Raw genomic sequence first — 20496 nt, forward strand, 5'->3', positions numbered from 1 at the left:
CCGCCCGGCCGGCACCGGTCACACCGGACGGCAGGCCGCCCGCACGGCCCGGAGCGAGAAGTGCTCCGGGCCGTCCAGGCACGCGAGCATGACCTCCTCCACCGGCGCCAGCAGGGACTCGTCCGGCTCCGTGGCCTGCCCCAGGCGGGACAGCAGCCGCTGGAGCACCAGCACCAGCCAGGCCGTGCCGGCCGGCGCGGTGCGCTCCTGCTCGAAGGAGTACAGCCAGGTGTACAGGCAGGAGGCCGCCGCGTGGTACAGGCAGTGCTCGGCGGCGGCGTCCTGCGCCTCGGCCGTGGTCGCGTCCAGGGTGCCCGCGGCGATCCGGGCGTAGAACCCGCCCCGCAGCACGGAGAGCTGGTCCAGGACCTTGGTGAGGGCGCCCGCCTCGGCCGGCGGCAGCTCCCGCCCGGCGATCAGCCGCGCCCGCGCCACGGCCGGCTCCCAGCCGCGGGTGATCTCGTCCTCGGCGGCGTTGGTCAGCCGCAGCGCGCGTCCCGAGGGCTGCCAGACGGGGGCTTCCCGCGCGTCGTCGAACAGGTCCCGCAGCACCGTGTTCCCGTCGCGTGCCGGGCGGTCGGAGACCAGCGCCACCGTGGGCAGCTGCGAGGCGACGCTGTGCAGGTTGACGTGCGTGGTGCCCTCGAAGATGCTCGCGATCGCGTGGTCGCGCTGGAGCTTCTGGAAGACGCCCGAGGCGACGCCCTCGCGCAGGTAGCCGCGCGCGCCCAGCACCCGCCCGGCCTCCGCCACGACCTCCTCGCCGAGGGTCGGCACCAGGTACTTCACCACCGACGACCACAGGCTCAGCCGGGAGGGCGCCACCGACAGCGAGCGCGCCACGGGCACTGCCGTGCACTCGGCGATCAGCAGGTCCAGGTGGGCGCGGACCAGATGCCGGCGGATGACGGGGATCCGGTAGATCTCCTGCCCGTACAGCACCCGCTCGCGGGCGTGCCGCAGCGCCGTCCGCAGCACCGAGTCCATCGTGCCCACCGACAGCGCGCCGATCGCCGTCCGCGTGATCTGGAGCACCTGGAGGATCCCCGCCAGGCCGCCGCCCGGACGGCCGAGCAGACAGCCGCCCGGGACCCGGGTGCCGCGGAAGGTGATGCCGCTGAGGTCGTGGCCCCGCAGCCCGACCGTGCGGACGAAGGGATGGTTGTCCCAGCTCCCCTCGTCCAGTTGTGACTTGTCGAGCAGCAGCAGGGACGATCCGACGCCCTCGACGTTCGCGTACACGGTGACGAAACGGCCCCGGGTGGCATTGCCGACCGGCCACTTCTCCCCCGTGAGGAGGTAGCCGTCGCCGTCCGGCACCGCGACCGTCTCGTTGGTGCCCAGGTCGCTGCCGTGGTCGGGCTCGGACACCGCGAAGCACGCCAGGTCCCCGTCGAGCAGTCCCCGGGCGACCCGCTCCCGCTGCTCCTCGTCGCCCCACAGCCACACCGGGTTGACGCCGAGCAGCGCCGATCCGAACATCACCGACACGGTGAGGTTGCGCCGGGCCAGGACCCGCGTCAGCAGGAAGAGCTGCTCCAGGTTGCGCAGCCCGCCGCCGAACGCCTCCGGCACCAGGTAGCGGGCGAAGCCCCAGGAACGCAGGAGGTCCACCGCTCCCGGCGGCAGCGCGTCGCGCTCCTCGTGCTCCACCGTCTCCGCGAAACCGAACGGGCCGCTCTTCGCAAGGGGATCGCCCAGGATCCGGTCCAGGTCCGCGGCGAGGGCGTGGGACGGCCGGTCGACGTCCTGCCCGGTCATGCCGTGGAGCCGCCGATGTCGTAACGGGCGAGGAGCAGTTCGACCTCGTCGTCGGTGGGCAGCGCGGCGCGGCCCGCCGCCACCTCGGTCCCGACGAAGTCGATGACGTCGCCGACCCGCTCCAGCTTCATCGCCTCCTCGGGGGTCAGCGACCGCAGACCGTACAGGTCCTCCAGGTTGTAGCCGAGTTCGGCCAGGACCAGCGAGTGGAAGCCCAGGTCGCCGATCAGGCGGTGCTCCGCGGTGACCTCGGGGAGCTTGCGCGGGGCGATCAGCCGGGTCATCCCGAGCACCACGGGGGCCACGGCCTCGGTGGCGCTTGCGGCAGGGGTGTGAGTCATGCCGCCGACGCTAGGCCGGGGCCCTGCCCCGCCCCAGGTAATGATCCCGGCAAGCTCGCGGCAACTGTCCCGGCCGGGAGGGCGTTGCTACCGCGCAAACTGCCGCCGCGCTGCCTGGCCGGGCCACGGCGGCGGCGGTAAGGCTGGTCGGCATGAGCACTCTCGACCCCGTCACCCCGGCGGCGCCGTGGATCGCCGGACGGTACGCCGTCGGACCGCCCCGGCTCCGGCTGTTCTGCCTGCCGCCCGCCGGAGGCGGCGCGAGCACCTTCAACGCCTGGCGGCCGCACCTGCCGCCGGGGATCGAGCTCGCCCCGGTGGAACTGCCGGGCCGCGGCTCACGCATCGGCGAACCGGTGCCGTACGCCCTGGGACCGCTGGCCGACGGGCTCCTCGACGGCGTGCGCGGCGAACTGGACCTGCCCTACGCGCTGTTCGGGCACAGCTTCGGCGCCGTCGTCGCCTACGAGCTGACGCGGCGCATCGAACGGCGGGACGACCTGCCGGCCCCCGCCGCGCTGCTGGTGTCCGCCCATCGCGCCCCGCACGTACCGCTCGGCCGCGAGCCCCTCACCGGCAGCGACGACCGGCGGCTGGCCGCCTGGCTGCACGGCCACGGCGGACTGCCCGGGGAACTGCTGGAGCACCCCGGGTTCCTCAGCCACCTGCTGCGCGCGGTACGGGCCGACCTGGAGCTCGCCGAGAGCTACCTCCTGCCGGAACCGGCCCCGGTGCGCTGCCCGCTGGTCGTCCTGGCCGGGGCCGACGACGACGTGGCCGCCCCCTCCGCGGTCGAGCCCTGGGCCGGGTACGGCGCGGCGCCGCCCCGGATGCGCGTCGTGCCCGGCGGGCACTCCTACCCGCGGACGCATCCGGAGGCGACGCTGAACGCCGTGACCGGGGAACTGCGCCGCCTCGGCCTACTCGGGGCGGAGCGCGACCGGCAGGGCTGACAGGCCGCTGAGGAAGTTGGAGTAGACGTGGGCGGGCTCCCCGGCGGGCTCCGCCCCGGCCACCAGGTCCCGCAGGCTCTCCAGCAGGGCCGACAGCTCGGCGCGGGCCAGGAACGCGCCCAGGCAGAAGTGCGGCCCGTACGCGAACGACAGGTGCTTGTTGGGGGAGCGGGACAGATCGAAGTCGTCCGGCCGGTCGAAGACCCGCTCGTCCCGGTTGGCCGAGGCCATCCAGGCGGTGACGATGTCGCCCTCCTCGACGAACCGGTCCCCGAGCAGCACGTCCTGCGCGGCGGTACGGCCGCTGTGCAGGGCCGGGGTGGTCCAGCGCAGGACCTCCTCCACGGCCGACGCGGTGCCCACCGCGCCGGACTTCAGCGCCCGCCACTGGTCCGGCCGCTCCATCAGGGCGTGCAGTCCGCCCACCATGGCGAAGCGGGTCGTCTCGTGCCCGCCCATGATGATGCTGTAGCAGTTGAAGACGATCTCCTCGTGCGTCAGCGGACGCCCGTCGATCTCCCGGCTCACCAGCAGACTGACCACGTCGTCGTACGGCTTCCTGCGGCGGTCGGCGGCCAGCTCCGAGAAGTACAGCAGCAGGCCGTTGCGCGAGGACCAGGTGGCCTCCTCGTCGGGCACGCCGTCCGCGGACGACAGCGCCGAGGAGGTGAGGGAGATGATGTGTCCCCGGTCGGCGGCCGGCACGCCCAGCAGGTCGCAGATCGCGGCGAGCGGGATGTGCGCGGCGACGTCGGCGGCGAAGTCCACCGTGCCCCGCTCGACCGCCTCCGCGACCAGCCGGCGGGTGCCGCGCCGCACGCTCTCCACCACCACCTCCAGGGACCGCGGCGAGAACGGCTTGAGCAGCGCGCTGCGCAGTGCCTGGTGCGGACGGCCGTCGGTGACGGCGAGCATCTTCCCGGCCGCCGAGTCGCCGCCCGCCAGCAGCGTGTCGAGCACGTTGCCCCGCTCGGAGGTGAACGTCTCGCTGTCGCCCAGCACGGCGGCCACGTCCGCGTAGCCGCTCACCACCCAGAACCCGGGACCGTGCGCGCCCTCGGGCTGCCAGTGCACCGGGGCCTCGGCGCGCAGCCGGCGCCACAGCGGGCCCAGGTCGTGACGGGCGTGCAGCAGCGGATCGGCGAGGTCCACCTCGTCGAGCCCCACCGGATCCGGTACGGGGCGGGTCTTCATGGTCATCTTCCTCGGGTCCCCCGGCTTCCCCGGGCTCGGTCGGTCTGCTTCCCGGTGACGCCGGTCAGCACGGCGGCTCGGTCGGTCCGGGGAAGAAGGCCGTCGTCGCCCCGGCGGTCTCCGCGCCGTCCACCGTGAACTGCTGGCCCGAGACGAAGGACGCCCCGGGCGAGGCGAGGAAGTGGAAGACCTCCGCGATCTCCTCGGGCAGCGCGTGCCGCCGGGCCGGGATGCGCGCGTTGACCTCGTCGAGCATGGCGTCGGTGTACTCGGCGCGCTGCATCGGCGTCAGCACCGCGCCCGGCGCCACGCACGCCGTGCGGATCAGCGGGGCCAGTTCGACCGCGAAGGTCTGGCAGAGCGACGCCACACCGGCCTTGCTGGCGTTGTAGTCGGCGTACAGCGGATAGCCGCGGGAGCCGTTGACGGACGCCGTCGCCAGCAGCACCCCTTCGCCCCGGCGCAGCATGTGCGGGACGGAGTGCCGCCACAGCGCGAGGACGCCCATCAGGTTGACGTCGAGGGTGCGCCGGGCCTCGGCCTCGGTGATCTCCAGGATGCCGTGCCGGACGCTGATGCCGGCGTTGGCGACGACCACGTCCAGCCGCCCCCGCTCGGCGGCGACCCGGTCGACGGCGTCCCGGACGGCGTCCCAGTCGGCGACGTCCACCTTGGCCCAGTGGACCTCGCCGCCGCCCTCCCGGGGCCCGTCCGGACGGTCCGCGGACGGGGGCTGCACGTCCAGGTTGACGACGTGGTCGCCGGCCCGGGCGAAGCGCTCGGCGGTGGCCTGCCCGATGCCGCTGGACGCGCCGGACACGATGACGGTGCGCATGACGATGCTGCCTTTCGCGTGCGTGGGGATCGGCCGGGTCAGACGATGACGCGCGGGTGGTCGAGGGCGTAACCGCTGAGGTTGCGGCGCAGGTTGCGGCTGACGGTGAGCTTCTTCAGCCAGCGGTCGGTGCCGTCGTAGCGGGCGGTGAAGGGCCTGCGGCCGTGCACCGCGCGGTAGTTGTCGACGATCAGCAGCGAGCCCGGTCCGACCGCGACGTCCTGCTGGACGCGGTGCAGCTCGGCCATCAGCCGGTCCAGCGCGGCCTCGGCCTCGGTGTCGCCGGGCAGCGTGTCCATGAACGGGCGGTCGATGCGCAGGTAGGGGCTCAGCCGGTCGCCGGACAGCACGGCCGTCGGCACCGGGCGCTCGGCCATGGCGCGCAGCCGGGGCAGCGCCGGGTGGCCGGGCGCGTAGGTCTCCAGCTGCCGGATGTGCTCGGTGTCCGGACGGATGTGGAACCGTTCCTCGGCGAGCACCGCCCGGTCGGCGTCGCCGAGCCGGACGTCGCGCACGGAGGCGACGGTGGTCGGCACCGCGTCGGGGTTGCGCAGCCCCATCAGCAGCAGGTAGTCGCAGCGGTTGGGGTGGAAGCCGTCCTCGGTGTGGAACTCCAGCAGCGTCTCGCTGCCGTGCCCGCTCTGCCGGTCCTCGTCCCCGCGGATCGGCAGGATGTTCTGGATGATCCGCCCCTCCTGGAGGGTCACCCAGCCGAACGGGTCGCCGAGCACCAGGCCGCACAGCGCCAGCCACACCTCCTGCTCGAGGGCCGTGCGGCCGTGGATCGCCTCACGCCAGTGGCCGGGCGTGGGCCCGAGCGCGGCGTCGTCCACCGGGAAGCCGTGCACCAGGCAGGCGGCGCTGCGCTCGCTGCGCCGGTACGACAGCAGGAACGTGCGCAGCCCCGCCGGCAGCAGCTCCTCGGCGGTGAGCGCCCGGTCGTAGAACTCGGGCAGGCTCGGCGCGCCGTACACCTCGGCGAGCTTGGCCGCGGCGGTGCGCAGCTCGGCGACCTCGTCGGAGTCCAGGACGTACGCGGCGGGGACGTCCGGGCCGTCCGGGCCGTCCGGGGTGTGCGCGGCGCCCCGGGGGGACGTGCCGACAGTCGGGTTCGTGGTTGCCATCTCGGTGTCCTCACCGGGTCGTGACCGCTCGGGTCGTCCGTCGTTCGGTCCTGTGCGGTCCGCGCCGCTCGGTCGCGGCCGGATCGCGTGGTGGAGCGCACCGGACCGGCCGAGCAGGGTCCCGGCCGTGTCGTGGTCCGGCGGTCGTGCGGGGTCGTGCGGTACGGGTGGTCCGGGCGGGGCCGTCCTAGCTCCAGTCCTGCGCGAACCGGTCCAGCTCCTCCTGGTCCAGCGCGATCAGCGGCTCCTGCGGGTCCGCCGCGTCCGCGTCCCCGGCCGGCAGCGGGGCGAGCTCCTTGACCGCCCCGGCGAGCGCGGCCACGGTCCGGTGCGCGAACACGTCCCGCGGGGCGACGTCCAGGCCCGCCTCGCGCGCCAGGGTGACCAGCTTGATCGAGACGATCGAGTCGCCGCCGAGGTCGAAGAAGCTGTCGTCGACCCCGACCCGCTCCACGCCGAGGGCCTCGGCGAACAGGGCGCACAGCAACTCCTCGCGCGGGCTGCCCGGCTCCCGCACGTCCGGCCCGGCGGAGAACTCCGGCGCGGGCAGCGCGCCCGGGTCGAGCTTGCCGCTCGCGGTGACCGGCAGCCGCTCCAGGACGACGACCGCGGCGGGCACCATGTGCTCGGGCAGCACCTCGGCGACCCGCCGGCGCAGCAGGGCCGGATCGGGCCGGGCCCCGGCGACCGGGGCGACGTACGCCACCAGCAGCCGGTGGCCGGGCCGGTCCTCGCGGACCACCACCACGGCCTGCGCGAGCGCGGGGTCCTCGGCGAGCACGGCCTCGATCTCGCCCGGCTCGACGCGGAACCCGCGCACCTTGACCTGCTGGTCGGCCCGGCCCAGGAACTCCAGGTCGCCGCCGGGCCCCCGGCGGGCCAGGTCGCCGGTCCGGTACATGCGCGCCCCCGGCGGGCCGAACGGGTCGGCGACGAAGCGCTCCGCGGTCAGCGCGGGACGGCCCAGGTAACCGCGCGCCAGGCACGCGCCGGCCACGTACAGCTCACCGGGCGCCCCCGCCGGGACCGGCCGCAGCGCGCCGTCCAGCAGGTACACGCGGGCCCCGGCGACCGGCTCGCCGAGCGGCGGACGGACCCGGCCGTCCAGCGGGCGGCTCATCGTCGCCATGACGGTCGCCTCGGTCGGGCCGTAGGCGTTGACCATCCGGCGCCCGGGCGACCAGCGCTCCACCAGGTCGGGCGGGCAGGCCTCGGCGCCCACCACGAGGGTCACCCCGGGCGGCAGCGCGTCCTCGGGCAGTACGGCCAGCGAGGACGGCGGCAGCAGCAGCGCCGTCACGCCGCACCGGGCCACCGTGGCCGCCAGCGCCGGACCGGGCAGCAGCTCGTCCGCCGGCGCGGTGACCGCGCACGCCCCGGTCAGCAGCGCGGTCGCCAGCTCCCACACCGAGGCGTCGAAGCTCGGCGAGGCGAACAGCAGCACCCGCTCGTCCGCGCGCAGGCCGAGACCGGTGCGCTGCTGGGCGACCAGGGCCGCGATCCCGAGGTGGGGCACCTGCACGCCCTTGGGACGGCCGGTCGATCCGGAGGTGTAGATCACGTACGCGGTGTGCGCGGGCCTCAGGGGCGCCACCCGGTCCGCGTCCGTCAGGTCGGCGCCGGAGAGCCCGTCGCCGGCCGGCGACGCGTCGAGGCAGCGGGTCCGCGCCGCGCCCGCCCCGGCGAGCAGCTCCCTCGTGCCGGACGTGGTCAGCACCAGGACCGGCCGCGCGTCGCCGACGATGTGCCGCAGCCGCTCCGGCGGATAGCCCGGGTCCAGCGGCAGGTAGGCGGCACCGGCCTTGAGCACGGCCAGGACCGCGAGCACCGACTCCACCGACTTCGGCAGCGCCACGCCCACGACGTCCTCCGGGCCGACGCCCTCGGCCACCAGCTCCCGCGCCAGCCGGTTGGCCCGTTCGTTGAGCTCGCCGTACGACAGGGTGCGCGTCCCGTCGGTCACGGCGGCGGCGTCGGGCCGCGCCCGCACCCGCTCCTCGAACAGGGCGGGGAAAGTGGACGGTTCCGGATGCGCGGGGCCCTCGGCGGCGGCACGCAGCGCGGTCCGCTCCTCGGCGGTGAGCAGGTCCAGCCGGCCCAGCGGGGCCGAGGGGTCGGCCAGGAAGCCGTCCAGGGCCGCGCGGACCCGGCGGAGCAGGGCGGCGCCCGACTCGGCGGTGAACAGGTCGGCGCGGTAGCTGAGTTCGAGGCTCAGCCGCTCGCCCGGCACGACCACCAGGTTCAGCGGGTAGTGCGAGGCGCCCGGCACGGGCTCCTCGTCCACCGTCATGCGCAGGCCCGGCACCTGCCGCCGGACGGCCTCGCCGTCGAACGGCGCGCTCGCGAAGTCGACGACGGTGTCGAAGAGTTCGCCCATCCCGAGAGCTCGCTGCACCTCGGTCAGCCCCAGGTGCTGGTAGGGGCGCAGACCGGCCTGCTGCTCCTGCAGGTCGGCCAGCAGCGCGCCGAACGGCCGGGCGGCGTCGAGGCGGACGCGGACCGGGACGGTGTTCATCAGCAGGCCCACGATGTCCTCGGAGCCGGGCAGCTCCGCCGGGCGGGCGGCGGTGGTGGCACCGAACACGACGTCGTCGCGGCCCAGCAGCCCGCCCAGGACGACCGCCCAGGCGCCCTGCACCAGGGTGTTGAGGGTCAGCCCGGCCCGGCGGGCGGCGGCGGTGAGCGCGGCGGTCCGTCCGGCGTCGACGGTGTGCGTCACCAGGTGCGGCACACCGGCGGTCGCGGCCTCCGCGTCCGGGGCGACCAGCGTGGGCTCCTCGAACCCGGCCAGCGCCCCGGCCCAGGCCCGGACCGCCGCCGCGTCGTCCTGCCCGCCGAGCCAGCGCACGAAGTCGGTGAACTGCGCCGGTGCCGGGGCCGGGTGGGTGCCGCCGCGGGCGTAGGCGGCGAACAGGTCGCGGAAGAACAGCGGCAGCGACCAGCCGTCGAGCAGCCCGTGGTGGTGCGACACCACCAGCAGGTGGTCGTCGTCCGCGAACCGGACCAGGGTGACCCTCAGCAGCGGTGGCTCGGCCAGGTCGAAGCGCCGCACCCGCTCGTCGGCCAGCAGCTCGGCGACCCGGACCCGACGCTCCTGTTCGCCCAGGCCGCCCAGGTCGACCTCGCGCCAGGGCGCCCGGACGTCCTCGTGCACCAGTTGCACCAGGCGGCCCGAGCCGAGCAGCCGGAAGGAGACGCGCAGCGCGGTGTGCCGGGCCAGGACCGCGTCGCAGGCCGCGCGCAGCACGTCGGGGGAGAGGGCGCCGGTGAGCCGTACGGGCGCCTGGGCGGTGTAGACGTCGACGCCGTCCGCGGCCAGCATCGCGTGGAAGTGCATGCCCTGCTGCAGCGGTGTCGGCGGCAGCACCTCGGCGTACGGCCGCTCCAGCGCGTCCAGTTCGGCCCGCTCCGCCTCGGTGAGGGTGATCGGCGGTCCGGCCGGGGAGGCCGTCCGGGCCGGCCCGGGGCGGGCCTCCCGGGCGGCCCCGGCGAGACGGGCGACGGTCTTGTGGACGAACACGTCCCGGGCGTTGACCGCGAGCCCGGCCCGGTGCGCGCGGGCGGCGAGTCGCATGGCGACGATGGAGTCGCCGCCGAGGTCGAAGAAGCTGTCGTCGACGCCGACGCGCTCCCGCCCCAGCACCTCGGCGAACACGTCGTGCAGGATCCGCTCCCGCTCGGTGGACGGCGCCCGGTAGGAGCCCGCCGCCTCGAACCGCGGCGCGGGCAGGGCCCGCCGGTCCACCTTGCCGTTGGGCGTGAGCGGGAAGGCGTCGACGGTCATCACCAGCGCCGGGACCATGTACGCGGGCAGCCGCTCGGCGACGGCCGCGCGCAGGGCCTCGGGACGCGGTCCTGCGCCGGGCACGGGCCGCACGTAGCCCACGATCCGCCGCACGCCGCCGGCGTCCTCGGACACCGCCGCCACCGCCCGGTCCACCGACGGGTCGGCCGCGAGGGCGGCCTCGACCTCGCCGAGTTCGACGCGGTGCCCGCGGATCTTCACCTGGAAGTCCGACCGGCCGCGGTACTCCACCACCCCGTCCGGCCGGCGCAGCCCCAGGTCGCCGGTGCGGTACATGCGCGCACCCGGCCCCCCGAACACGTCGGCGACGAACCGCTCGGCGGTCGCCGCCGGGCGGCCCAGGTAACCGCGGGCCACCCCGTCACCGGCGATGTACAGCTCGCCGACCACCCCGTCCGGGACCGGGCGCAGGAAGGCGTCCAGGACGTAGACGCGCGTGTTGTCGGCCGGGGTGCCGATGGCGGGGCCGGCCTCGGCGCCGCCGTGCCACAGCATGGCGTCCACGGTGCACTCGGCGGGGCCGTACAGGTTGTAGACCGACAGGTCCGGCACCGCGTGCAGCGCCTCCCACAGGTCGGCGCCCACCTCCTCGCCGCCGAGCGCCAGGACGCGCACCCGGTGCCCCTCGCCGGACGCCTCGAACACGCCGGCCGCCAGCAGCTGGCGGGCGACCGACGGCGTGGTGTCGACGACGTCGACGGCCGCGCGGGCCGCGAGGCCGGCCAGGGCGACGGCGTCCTTGCGGACCTCGTCGCCGACCAGCAGCAGTTCGTGCCCGCCGACCATCCACAGCAGCTGGCTCCAGGAGGCGTCGAAGCCGAGGGAGTTGGTCAGCGCCGCGCGCAGCGTCCGGCCCCCGGCGCGCCGCTGTTCCGGCTCGAAGAAGTTCGCCCGGTGGCTGTGGAACATGTTGACCAGGTTGCGGTGCTCGACCGCGACGCCCTTGGGCCGGCCGGTCGAGCCCGAGGTGTGGATCACGTACGCCAGGTGGCCCGGCCGCAGTGGCTCCGCGCGGTCCGCGTCCGTGAGGTCCGAGGCGTCCCCGGGCAGCGCGGCCCCGTCGGCGCACAGCGTCCGGCCGGGCACTCCCGGCGCGGTCGCCGCGTCGGTCAGGACCAGGACCGGAGCGGCCTCCGCGCAGATCGCCGCGATGCGCTCGGCCGGGTGGCCGGTGTCGATCGGCAGGTAGCCGGCGCCCGACTTCAGCACCGCCAGGATGGCCACCACCGCGTCCACGGTGCGCGGCAGCGCCACGCCGACCAGCAGGCCGGGGCCCGCGCCCTCGGCGACCAGCAGCCGCGCCAGCCGGTTGGCCTCGGCGTTGAGGGCGGCGAAGGTCAGGCGGGTGGCGCCGTCGCCGACGGCCACCGCGTCCGGAGTGGCCCGGACCTGTTCCTCGAACACCTGCGGCAGCGTCCGCGGCGGGTGGACCGCGGTCCGTCCGGAGCACGCGCGCAGGAGCTCCTCGCGCTCGGCCGGGAAGCACAACGGCAGCCGTCCCGCCGGGACGTCGGGCTCCTCGGCGACGTCGCGCAGCAGCCCGCACAGCCGGCGCAGCAGACCGGCCGCGGCGTCGGCGGTGTACACGTCCTCGCGGTGATTGAGCTCGAACCGCAGCCGTTCGCCGGGGTGCACGGCGAGACTCAGCGGGTAGTGGGTGCCCTCGAAGGCGTCGTCGACGACGTCCCGCAGCAGCGTCACCGCGAGACCGGGCACCTCGGCGCCGCGGACGGCCCCCTCGACGGGGACGTTCTCGAAGGCGACGGTGGTGTCGAACAGTTCCGTCACGCCCGCGGCGCGGTGGATGTCGGCCAGGCCCAGGTACTCGTGCCGGGCCAGCCCCGTCTGCCCGTCCTGGAGACGGGCGAGCAGTGCCGCCACCGGCTCGGCCGGGTCGATCCGCACCCGTGCGGGCACCGTGTTCATCGTCAGGCCCACGATCCGCTCGCTGCCCGGCAGTTCGGGCGGGCGGCCGGCGACCGTGCTGCCGTGGACCACGTCCTGACGTCCTGTCAGCACCGACAGCAGCAGCGCCCAGGCGCCCTGGACGACGGTGTTCAGGGTGAGCCCGCGGGAGCGCGCGGTCTCCGTCAGCCGCGCCGTGTCCGCCGGCGACAGCTCCGCGACCGCGCGCCGCTGGGCCCGCACCGGCCCGCCGGGCCCGGCCGGGCCCGCGACCAGCGTCGGCCCGTCCAGGCCGGCCAGCGCCGACCGCCACGCCCGTTCGGCCTCCTCGCGGTCCTGTGCCGCGAGCCAGCCGAGGTAGTCCCCGAACGGCACCACGGGCTCCAGCGCGTCGGCCGAGCCGCCGTCCCGGTAGATCCGGAACAGGTCGGCCAGCAGCAGCGGCAGCGACCAGCCGTCCAGCACGATGTGATGGTTCGTCACCAGCAGGACGTGCCGTTCGGCGGCGAGCCGGACGAGGGTGAAGCGCAGCAGCGGCGGCCGGGCCGTGTCGAAGCGCCGCGCCCGGTCGTCGGCCAGCAGCCGGGCCAGCCGCGGCCCCTGCTCGTCCGCACCGAGACCGGAGAGGTCGACCTCCTCCCACGCCGGTTCCGCGGACCGCGCGACGGCCTGGACGGCCTCGCCCGAACGGCGCCGCAGGAACCCCGCCCGCAGACTCGCGTGCCGGTCGACCAGCGCGACGGTGGCGCGGCGCAGCACCGCCGCGTCGAGCGCGCCGGCCAGCTCCAGGGGCGTCTGCACGGTGTAGAAGTCGACGGACGGCGCCGCGCCGCCCGCCGGGTCCGCCCCGTCCCCCTCGTCGAACAGGGAGTGGAAGAGCATGCCCTGCTGCAACGGGGTCAGCGGCAGCACCGCTTCCAAGGATGTCTGTCTCACAGTGTCGTCCCCCACTGGGCTTCGAGCTCGTCGAGTTCGTCCGCGTCGAGCCGCACCAGGCTCTCGGCGCGCGGTGCCGCGGCCTCGGGGCCGGTGTCCCGGGCCACCTCGGCGAGCCGTGCGATGGTCTTGTGACCGAAGATGTCCCTGGCGGTGAGGGCCAGGCCCGACCGGTGGGCCCGGGCCGCCAGCCGGGTGGCGGTGACGGAGTCGCCGCCGAGGTCGAAGAAGCTGTCGTCGACGCCGACGCGCTCCAGGCCCAGCACCTCGGCGAACACCTCGTGCAGGATCCGCTCCCGCTCGGTGGACGGCGCCCGGTGGGCGCTCGCCGTCCCGAACCGCGGCTCGGGCAGCGCCCTGACGTCGACCTTGCCGCCGGGCGTGCGCGGGAAGGCGTCCAGCACCGTCACCGCCGCCGGGACCATGTACGCCGGCAGCCGCTCCCCGGCGTGGGCGCGCACGGCCACCGGGTCCGGCCGCGTCCCGGCACCGGCCGCCGGCACGACGTACGCCACCAGCTGCCGTGCGCCCGGCCCGGTCCCGCGGGCGACGACCACGGCCCCGCCGACGCCCGGCGCCCCGGCGAGGACGCCCTCCACCTCGCCGGGCTCGATGCGGAAGCCCCGCACCTTCACCTGGCCGTCGGCGCGGCCCAGGTAGGCCAGACCGCCGTCGGCCGTCCAGCGGGCCAGGTCGCCGGTGCGGTACATGCGGGTCCCGGGCGGTCCGAACGGGTCGGCGACGAAACGCTCCGCCGTCGTGCCGGGGCGGGCCAGATAGCCGCGGGCGAGCCCGTCGCCGCTCAGGTAGACCTCGCCGGGGACACCGGGCGGCACCGGACGCAGCGCCGCGTCCAGCAGCCGGACCCGGGTGCCGGGCACCGGGCGGCCCATCGGCGGCACGGTCCGGCCGGACAGCGGGCCCGTCTGGGTGGCGATGACCGTCGACTCGGTGGGACCGTAGGCGTTGACCATGTGCCGGCCGGACGACCAGCGGGCCACCAGCTCCGGCGAGCACGCCTCGGCGCCCACCACCAGGTCGGTGCCCTCGGGCAGCACGTCCGCCTCCAGCGCCGCCAGCACCGACGGGGCGAGCAGCAGGCAGGTCACGCCCAGCTCGGCCACCAGCCCGGCCAGCGGGGGTCCGGGCACGAGCCGCTCGGACGGGGCGACCACGGCGGCGGCGCCGGTGAGCAGGGCCGTCGTCAGCTCCCACACCGACGCGTCGAAGCTCGGCGAGGCGAACTGCAGCACCCGGCTGCCCGGTCGCAGGCGCAGCCGGTCCCGCTGGTGCCGGACCAGCGGGGCCAGACCGGTGTGCGTGACCACGACGCCCTTGGGACGGCCGGTCGAGCCCGAGGTGTAGATGACGTACGCCGGGTGCGCGGGGGTGAGCGGCGCCCGGCGGTCCGCGTCGGCCGGGTCGGTGTCGGGCAGGGCGGCGACGGCGGACTCGTCGTCCACGTACAGCCGCGGCACCCCGGGCGCGAGCGTCGGGTCGTCCGCCCCGCGGGCGGTCAGCACCAGCAGGGGCCGGGTGTCGTCGAGCATCGCGGTCAGGCGCGCCCGCGGATAGCCGGTGTCGACCGGCAGGTAGGCCGCGCCCGACTTCAGCACCGCCACCACGGCGGTCAGGGCGTCGATGCCGCGCGGCACGGCCACGGCCACCAGGTCCTCGGGCCCCGCGCCGCGGGCCACGAGCGCCCGGGCCAGCCGGTTGGCGCGGGCGTTGAGCCCGGCGTAGTCCAGGGAGCCGGTGGGGGAGAGGACCGCGAGGGCCCGCGGGGCACGGCGGACCTGCTCCTCGAACAGGTCGGGGAAGGTCCGCGGCGTCACGCCCCCGGCGCCCTCGCCCGCGGCGAGCACCGTCGCGCGCTCGGCCCCGGTCAGCACGTCGACCCGGGCCAGCGGGAGGTCCCCGGGGGCGGCCAGGAACCGGGTCAGGAACGCGGTGAACCGGAGCCGGTGCACCTCCAGTTCGGCGGGGGAGTAGCGGTGGGGATTCGCCTCGAAGGCCACGCGCGCGCCGGTGCCGTCCGGGTGCGGGTGGCAGGTGATGTTCAGGTCGGTCACCGGCCCGCCGGACAGGGTGGTCAGCTTCGCCTCGCGTCCCGTGAACGCCGTCTCCGAGCCGGCCGGCATGATGTTGACGAGCACGCCGTACAACTGCTCCCCGCTGCCCAGCAGCTTCAGGTCGCGGCGCAGCTCGTCGTAGGGGTAGCGCTGGTGCGTCAGCAGCTCGCCGAGCCGGCGGGCGACCTGCCGGACCAGTGCGGTGCGGCCCTCGGCCGGGCGGACGGCGAGCCGCAGCGGCAGCGTGTTCGACAGCATGCCGGGCGCGTTGCGCGACCGGGCGCCCAGCCGCGCGGTGACCGGCACGCCGAGCGTCAGGTCCTCGGCCCCCGTCATCCCGTGCAGGTAGGCGGCGACCGCCGCCAGCAGCGCCACCGTCCACGGGGCGCGGGCCGCCCGCCCGGCCGCGTGCAGCGCCGCCAGCTCGTCGGGGGACAGCTCCGCCGAGGCGGACAGGGCGCTCGGCGCGGCACCCGTGGGCACGCCGGGGGCGAGGCTCGCGGTCTCGGGACGGTCCGCGAACACGCCGTTCCAGTACCGCCGGTCGGCGGCGTGGTCCTCCGAGGCGCGGTAGTCCGCCTCCTCCGCGAGCAGCGACCGCAGCGTGTCCAGCGGTTCGCCGGCCGGCTCCGTGCCGGCGGCCAGCGCCTCGTAGTGGGTGGCGATGCGGCGCGAGTGCAGCACCGATCCGAACGCGTCGGACAGGACGTGGTGGCTGCGCTGGTACCACAGGTGGTGGTCGGCGCCCACGCGCATCAGCACGTGCGCGGACAGGGCGTCCTTCGTCAGGTCCAGCGCGGTGGACCGGTCGGCGTCCACCAGCGCCCGCGCCGCGGCGAACGGGTCCGGCTCACCGGTGAGGTCGAGCTCCCGCCAGGTGGAGCAGCCCGGCGCCACCGGACGCTGGAACACCCCGTCCGGCCGCTCGACGAACTCCACGTCGAACGTGCCGCTCTCCGCCTCCGACCGGCGGACGGCGCGTCGCAGCAGCTCCCCGTCCAGCGGACCGCGGACCTCCATGACGGCCACGGTGTTGTAGGCCGGGTTGCCGGGTTCGAGGCCCTGGGCGTGGAAGACCCCCAGCTGGGCCGCCGTGAGCGGAAGCAGGCCGGGGTCGGCGGGCAGGCCGCCGTCGCGTGGTGTCATCTGGTTCGTCACCGCTCTCGTGGACTTCCGGGGACCGCCGGGCGCCGCCGGCGGTTCCCTGGGGCTTCCGGAGGACGTCGGCGGACGGTGCGGTGGCCCGCGGGACCGCCCCCGTCGTCCGCGGCGGAGGGCGGGCCGGCACCCCGCTCGATGCTGCACGGGCGGTCCGCCGGTCACCAGGCAACCGACCGGCAATCGCTGTTGCTGGTGTAACTGCCGCCGGGCCCGCGCTAGTTACCGGACCCCTGCCTGGCGCCGCCGCCCGACGGGCACCGAGGCTGGCGGTCACCGGGCGCGGCGCCCGCCCGCGTGCGAGCCGGCCGTGCCGCGGGCATCCCGTGTCAGCACGACATCCCGGAGAGGACGAGCACGTTGGGAATCGGAGACCGAGGCCTGCTCGACTGGCTGGACGAGGCGTCCGCCGAGCGCGGCCTGTACTACGCGCACCACGGCGAGGGCTGGGACTTCCGGTCCTACCGCGATCTGAGGGACCTGGTGCTGGGCACCGCCGCGGCCCTGCGGGAGCGGGGGATCGGACACGGCGACGTGGTGGCGCTGGTGCAGCGCTCCGGGCCCGGTTTCGTCGCGACCTTCTTCGGCGCGTTGGCCGCGGGCGCCACGCCCTGCACCATCGCCCCGCCGTTCGCCTTCCAGCGGGCCGACGACTACGAGAAGCACGCCGCCCACCTGTTCGCCACCGTGCGGCCCCGGATCACCGTCTGCGACGCGGATGCGCAGGAGCGCATCCGCAAGGTCGCCGCCGCGACCGACCTGCCGGAACCGGTCCTCTTCGACGAACTCGTGGCCGGGGCCGAGCCGCTGGACGGACCGCTGGCGCTCCCGCGGACCGCGCTGGTGCAGTTCACCTCGGGCTCCAGCGGCTTCTCCCGGGGCGTGCGGATCTCCGCCGACTCCCTGCGCGCCAACCTCACCGGGATGCGCCGCTGGCTGGGCTGTGCCCCGGAGCATCCGGCGATCAGCTGGCTGCCGGTCCACCACGACATGGGCCTGGTCGGCTTCCTGCTCAACGTCGTCGTCACCGGCTTCGACGGGCACATGCTCCAGCCGGACGACTTCATCCGCTCGCCGCAGCGCTACCTGCGGCGGATCAGCGAGCAGCGGATCGTCATGACGGCCATGCCCAACTTCGGCCTGTCCTACATCCTGCGCCGCGTCCGCCCGGACGACCTCGAGGGGCTGCGGTTCGACTCGCTGCGCTGCCTCATCGTCGGCGCCGAGCGCATCGACCCGCGGGTGCTGGACGACGTCCACGCCCTGCTCGGCCCGCACGGCCTCGACCGCGGCGCCCTGCTGCCCGCGTACGGCAGCGCGGAGGCGACCCTCGCCGTGACCGGGCTGGCCCCCGGCGAGGGCTGGACGACGCGTGAGCCGCACGAGGGCGACGCCGCGTCCCTCGCCGGCACGGCGGTCGTCGGCTGCGGCCGTCCGCTCGAGGGCCGCACGGTGACCATCCGCTCCGAGGACGGCGACGAACTGCCGGACGGACAGGTCGGCGAGATCGTCGTCAGCGGCGTGTCGATCGCCGACGGCTACGTCGGCGACGCCGGCTCCGCCTCCGGCACCGACCTCGGCGACCGGCTGCGGACCGGCGACGCGGGCTTCCTGCACGACGGGCAGCTGTTCGTGATCGGCCGGCTCGGCGACGGCCTGAAGGTCAGCGGCAAGATGGTGTTCGCCGAGAGCCTGGAGACGCTGCTGCACCAGCGCGGCGTCCCCGAGCGCCGCGTCGCGGTGCTGCTCGGCGTCCGCGACGGCACGCCGACCGGCGTGGCCGTCTTCGCGGGCCTCCAGGACGGCTGGCGGCGCGCCGCCCACGAGGTGCTGTCCGAGTGGCTGGGCGACGCCGAACTCCTCACCGTCGAGGTTCCGCGCGGCGGCATCGCCGTCACCTCGAGCGGCAAGCCCAGACGCCGGGTGATCTGGAAGGCGCTGTGCGGTGGCGCGTACGACGACACCGTCCGTCCGCTGACGGCCGGGGACGACTGACGACGGGAACGACGGGGAGCGGCGGGGGAGCGGACGCCGGACGATCGTCCGGGTGGACCGCTCCCGCCCGCCGCTCCGTCTCCGTGCGCCGCTCCGTTTCCGCCCTCCGCGCCGGCCCGGGCGGACGCGGCGTGACCGGCGTGGTCCGGGGCGCCGGTCACGGTGTCCGCGTGCGGCCCGCCGCCGGCGGTGAGGACGCCGCCGGCCGATTCCGCCCGGTGGTCCGGGCCCGGAACCCGCACCGGGAACGGGACCGACCGCCCCGGCGTGCGGCCGGGGCGGTCGGGAGCGAGCGGGACGATCGGAACGGCCGGGTGACCGGGGGAGGGCCGGGGACCGGGGGCGCGGAGGCCGGCGGGGTCAGCGGACCGCGGCCATCGTCTCCGCCCGCACCAGGTTCTCGGCGATCAGGAGTTCCTTCACCTTCTCGGACAGCATGCCCAACTGCCGCAGCACGTGGATGACCTGCTGGAACAGCAGCTGCCGATACGTGGCCATCATCGGGTTGGTCCGCGCGAACCGCACGCCCAGCTCCACGTCCAGGTCCATGCGTTCCCACAGCTCCCGCAGCATGAACCGGCGTGACATCAGCCGGATCGCCTCCAGCAGGAAGTCCTCCCGGTCGCGCAGCTCCGCCGAGGTCACCTGCTGGTACATGCCGGTGAGCGCGGTGACGCCGAAGGCGATGTGCCGGGCCTCGTCGCTCGCCACCATCCGCGTGATCTGCCGGATCAGCGGATCGCCGAAGCCGCTGCTGGCCAGCCGCAGCCCGGTGATGGCCAGGCCCTCCATGACCACCTGCATGCCGAGGTAGACGATGTCCCAGCGCGACTCCGACAGCACGTCGTGCAGCAGCGTCCCGAGGCCCGGGTTGACCGGGTACACCACGCCCAGCTTCTCGTCCACGTAGCGCGCGAACGCCTCCACGTGCCGCGCCTCGTCGGCGACCTGGGAGGCGGCGTACGTCTTGGCGTCCATGTCGGGGACGGTCTCGACGAGCCGGGCCGTCGTCACCAGCGCGCCCTGCTCCCCGTGGAGGAACTGGCTGCACATCCACGCCTGGTACTCCCACCGGAAGCGGGTGAGCAGCTCCGGGGGCACCGGGCTGCCCTCGCCGACCACGAACGACGCGAGCTTCGCGCCGTTCTCCTCGGTCAGTTCGGAACCGAAGCGGACGTCGTGGTCCCAGTCGATGTCGGTCGTGGCGTTCCACTGGGAGGCCTTGTTCTTCTCGTACAGGCTCCACACACGGCTGTCGCGCTTGCCGTAGTCCCAGTTCAGGCAGGCCCGGGTGAGGCTCTCCACCTCCATCAGGTCCGCCTTGACGGATTCCAGGGTGAAGAACGTCGGGTCGGCTGCCTCGTCAGGAAGGGCGGTCATCGTGAAGGGGATCCCCTCAGGGCACAGGAGCAGGACTGTTCCGCTGATCCTCCGCACCGCGCCCTCCCGCGGGCCAGGCAGGCCCCGGGCAACTGGGCGGCAGAGGTGTTGCCGGTCGGTGTGCCTGGCTCCGTCGCCGGCGGCCGCCCACCATGATCCCCGCGGGCCATCGCCCGGAGAACGCCGGCCGACGAAGGAGCGGGATGCGAACCGATGCCGCCGCACGACCCCTCCACTCCGCGCACACCCCGACGCGCGGTGTGGACAGCCCGTGGATCGTCGGCCGGGTGAGTGCCCCCGACACCCGTCTGCGGCTGGTCTGCCTGCCGCAGGCGGGCGGCAGCGCCGCGTCGTTCGCGCCCTGGCGGCTCACCCCGCCGCCGGGCGTGGAACTGGCCACGGTGGAACTGCCCGGCCGGGGCGTCCGCAGCGCCGAACCGGTGCCGGACACCCTGGAGCAGCTCGCCGACGCCGTGCTCGACGGCGTCGCCGGTGAACTCCACGCGCCGTACGCCCTCTTCGGCCACAGCTTCGGCGCCCTGCTCGCCTACGAGATCGCCGTCCGCGTCCGCCGCCGCGGCCTGCCCCCGCCCGCCGCACTGCTCGTCTCCGCCTCGCGCGCCCCGCACGTCCGGGTGCTCCGGCGGATCTCCGACCGCGGCGACGAGGGCCTGCTCAGCTGGCTGGAGGGGTTCGGCGGCTTCCCGCCCGAACTGCGCCGCTACCCCGCCTACCTGCGGTACGCCCTGCGCACGGTCCGCCGCGACCTGGCGCTGGCCGAGGCGTACACCGCCCCCGGCCCCGCGCCCGCCGGCTGCCCCCTGTACGTGTTCGGCGGCGCCGACGACCCGCTGGTGAGCCCGCGCCGGCTGGAGGACTGGCGGGACTGCGCCGCCGACGGGTTCGCGCTGCGGATGCTGCCCGGCGGCCACGACTACCCGTTCACCCAGGCCGGCCACACGCTCGAGGCCCTCGTGGAGGCGCTCGGCCCGCTCGTCCGGCCGCAGCTCCTTCCCTGATCCTCCCCGATCCACCGG

At 75.5% G+C, this 20496-nt stretch carries 11 protein-coding genes; 3 read left to right on the forward strand and 8 right to left on the reverse strand.

The window, feature by feature from the left end:
* Window positions 1-18: 18 nt before the first annotated feature.
* A complete protein-coding gene (locus tag FHS37_RS12990; RefSeq protein ID WP_184820462.1) occupies window positions 19-1761 on the reverse strand; it encodes an acyl-CoA dehydrogenase family protein in 1743 nt (580 codons plus the stop codon).
* The gene (locus FHS37_RS12995; RefSeq protein ID WP_184820464.1) at window positions 1758-2102 is read right to left on the reverse strand and encodes an acyl carrier protein; all 345 of its coding nucleotides are present in this window, start codon (window positions 2100-2102) and stop codon (window positions 1758-1760) included. The genes FHS37_RS12990 and FHS37_RS12995 overlap by 4 nt, the downstream gene beginning before the upstream one ends.
* Before the next feature lie 152 nt (window positions 2103-2254).
* Between FHS37_RS12995 and FHS37_RS13000 the strand changes: the two genes are divergently transcribed.
* Window positions 2255-3055 carry a thioesterase II family protein gene (locus FHS37_RS13000; RefSeq protein WP_184820466.1) on the forward strand — a complete coding sequence of 267 codons (801 nt, stop codon included), beginning with the start codon at window positions 2255-2257 and terminating at the stop codon, window positions 3053-3055.
* Here FHS37_RS13000 and FHS37_RS13005 read toward each other — a convergent pair.
* The 5 genes from FHS37_RS13005 to FHS37_RS13025 form a co-directional block, all read right to left on the reverse strand.
* Entirely contained in the window at window positions 3023-4249 is a 1227-nt protein-coding gene (locus tag FHS37_RS13005; RefSeq protein WP_373304272.1) for a cytochrome P450, read from the reverse strand. The genes FHS37_RS13000 and FHS37_RS13005 overlap by 33 nt on opposite strands.
* A 64-nt stretch (window positions 4250-4313) precedes the next feature.
* The gene (locus FHS37_RS13010; RefSeq protein WP_184820470.1) at window positions 4314-5084 is read right to left on the reverse strand and encodes an SDR family NAD(P)-dependent oxidoreductase; all 771 of its coding nucleotides are present in this window, start codon (window positions 5082-5084) and stop codon (window positions 4314-4316) included.
* A gap of 38 nt (window positions 5085-5122) precedes the next feature.
* Window positions 5123-6208, reverse strand: coding sequence for a guanitoxin biosynthesis L-enduracididine beta-hydroxylase GntD (gene gntD, locus FHS37_RS13015; protein WP_184820478.1), 1086 nt, complete (start codon window positions 6206-6208; stop codon window positions 5123-5125).
* Window positions 6209-6395: 187 nt separating this feature from the next.
* A complete protein-coding gene (locus FHS37_RS13020; protein ID WP_184820480.1) occupies window positions 6396-12854 on the reverse strand; it encodes a non-ribosomal peptide synthetase in 6459 nt (2152 codons plus the stop codon).
* Window positions 12851-16072, reverse strand: a complete 3222-nt coding sequence (locus FHS37_RS13025; protein WP_184820482.1) for a non-ribosomal peptide synthetase — start codon at window positions 16070-16072, stop codon at window positions 12851-12853. The genes FHS37_RS13020 and FHS37_RS13025 overlap by 4 nt, the downstream gene beginning before the upstream one ends.
* A gap of 372 nt (window positions 16073-16444) precedes the next feature.
* On the opposite strand from FHS37_RS13025, the gene FHS37_RS13030 reads away from it, so the two are divergent.
* Window positions 16445-18079, forward strand: a complete 1635-nt coding sequence (locus tag FHS37_RS13030; RefSeq protein ID WP_184820484.1) for an AMP-binding protein — start codon at window positions 16445-16447, stop codon at window positions 18077-18079.
* Window positions 18080-18439: 360 nt separating this feature from the next.
* Here the strand turns inward: FHS37_RS13030 and FHS37_RS13035 are convergent, their stop codons facing one another.
* On the reverse strand, window positions 18440-19459 hold the full coding sequence (locus FHS37_RS13035) for a diiron oxygenase (RefSeq protein WP_184820486.1): 1020 nt from the start codon (window positions 19457-19459) through the stop codon (window positions 18440-18442).
* Between the two features lie 203 nt (window positions 19460-19662).
* On the opposite strand from FHS37_RS13035, the gene FHS37_RS13040 reads away from it, so the two are divergent.
* Window positions 19663-20478, forward strand: coding sequence for a thioesterase II family protein (locus tag FHS37_RS13040; RefSeq protein ID WP_184820488.1), 816 nt, complete (start codon window positions 19663-19665; stop codon window positions 20476-20478).
* Window positions 20479-20496 lie beyond the last annotated feature (18 nt).

This window comes from Streptomyces griseomycini (assembly GCF_014203535.1).
Taxonomy (GTDB): Bacteria; Actinomycetota; Actinomycetes; order Streptomycetales; family Streptomycetaceae; genus Streptomyces; species Streptomyces griseomycini.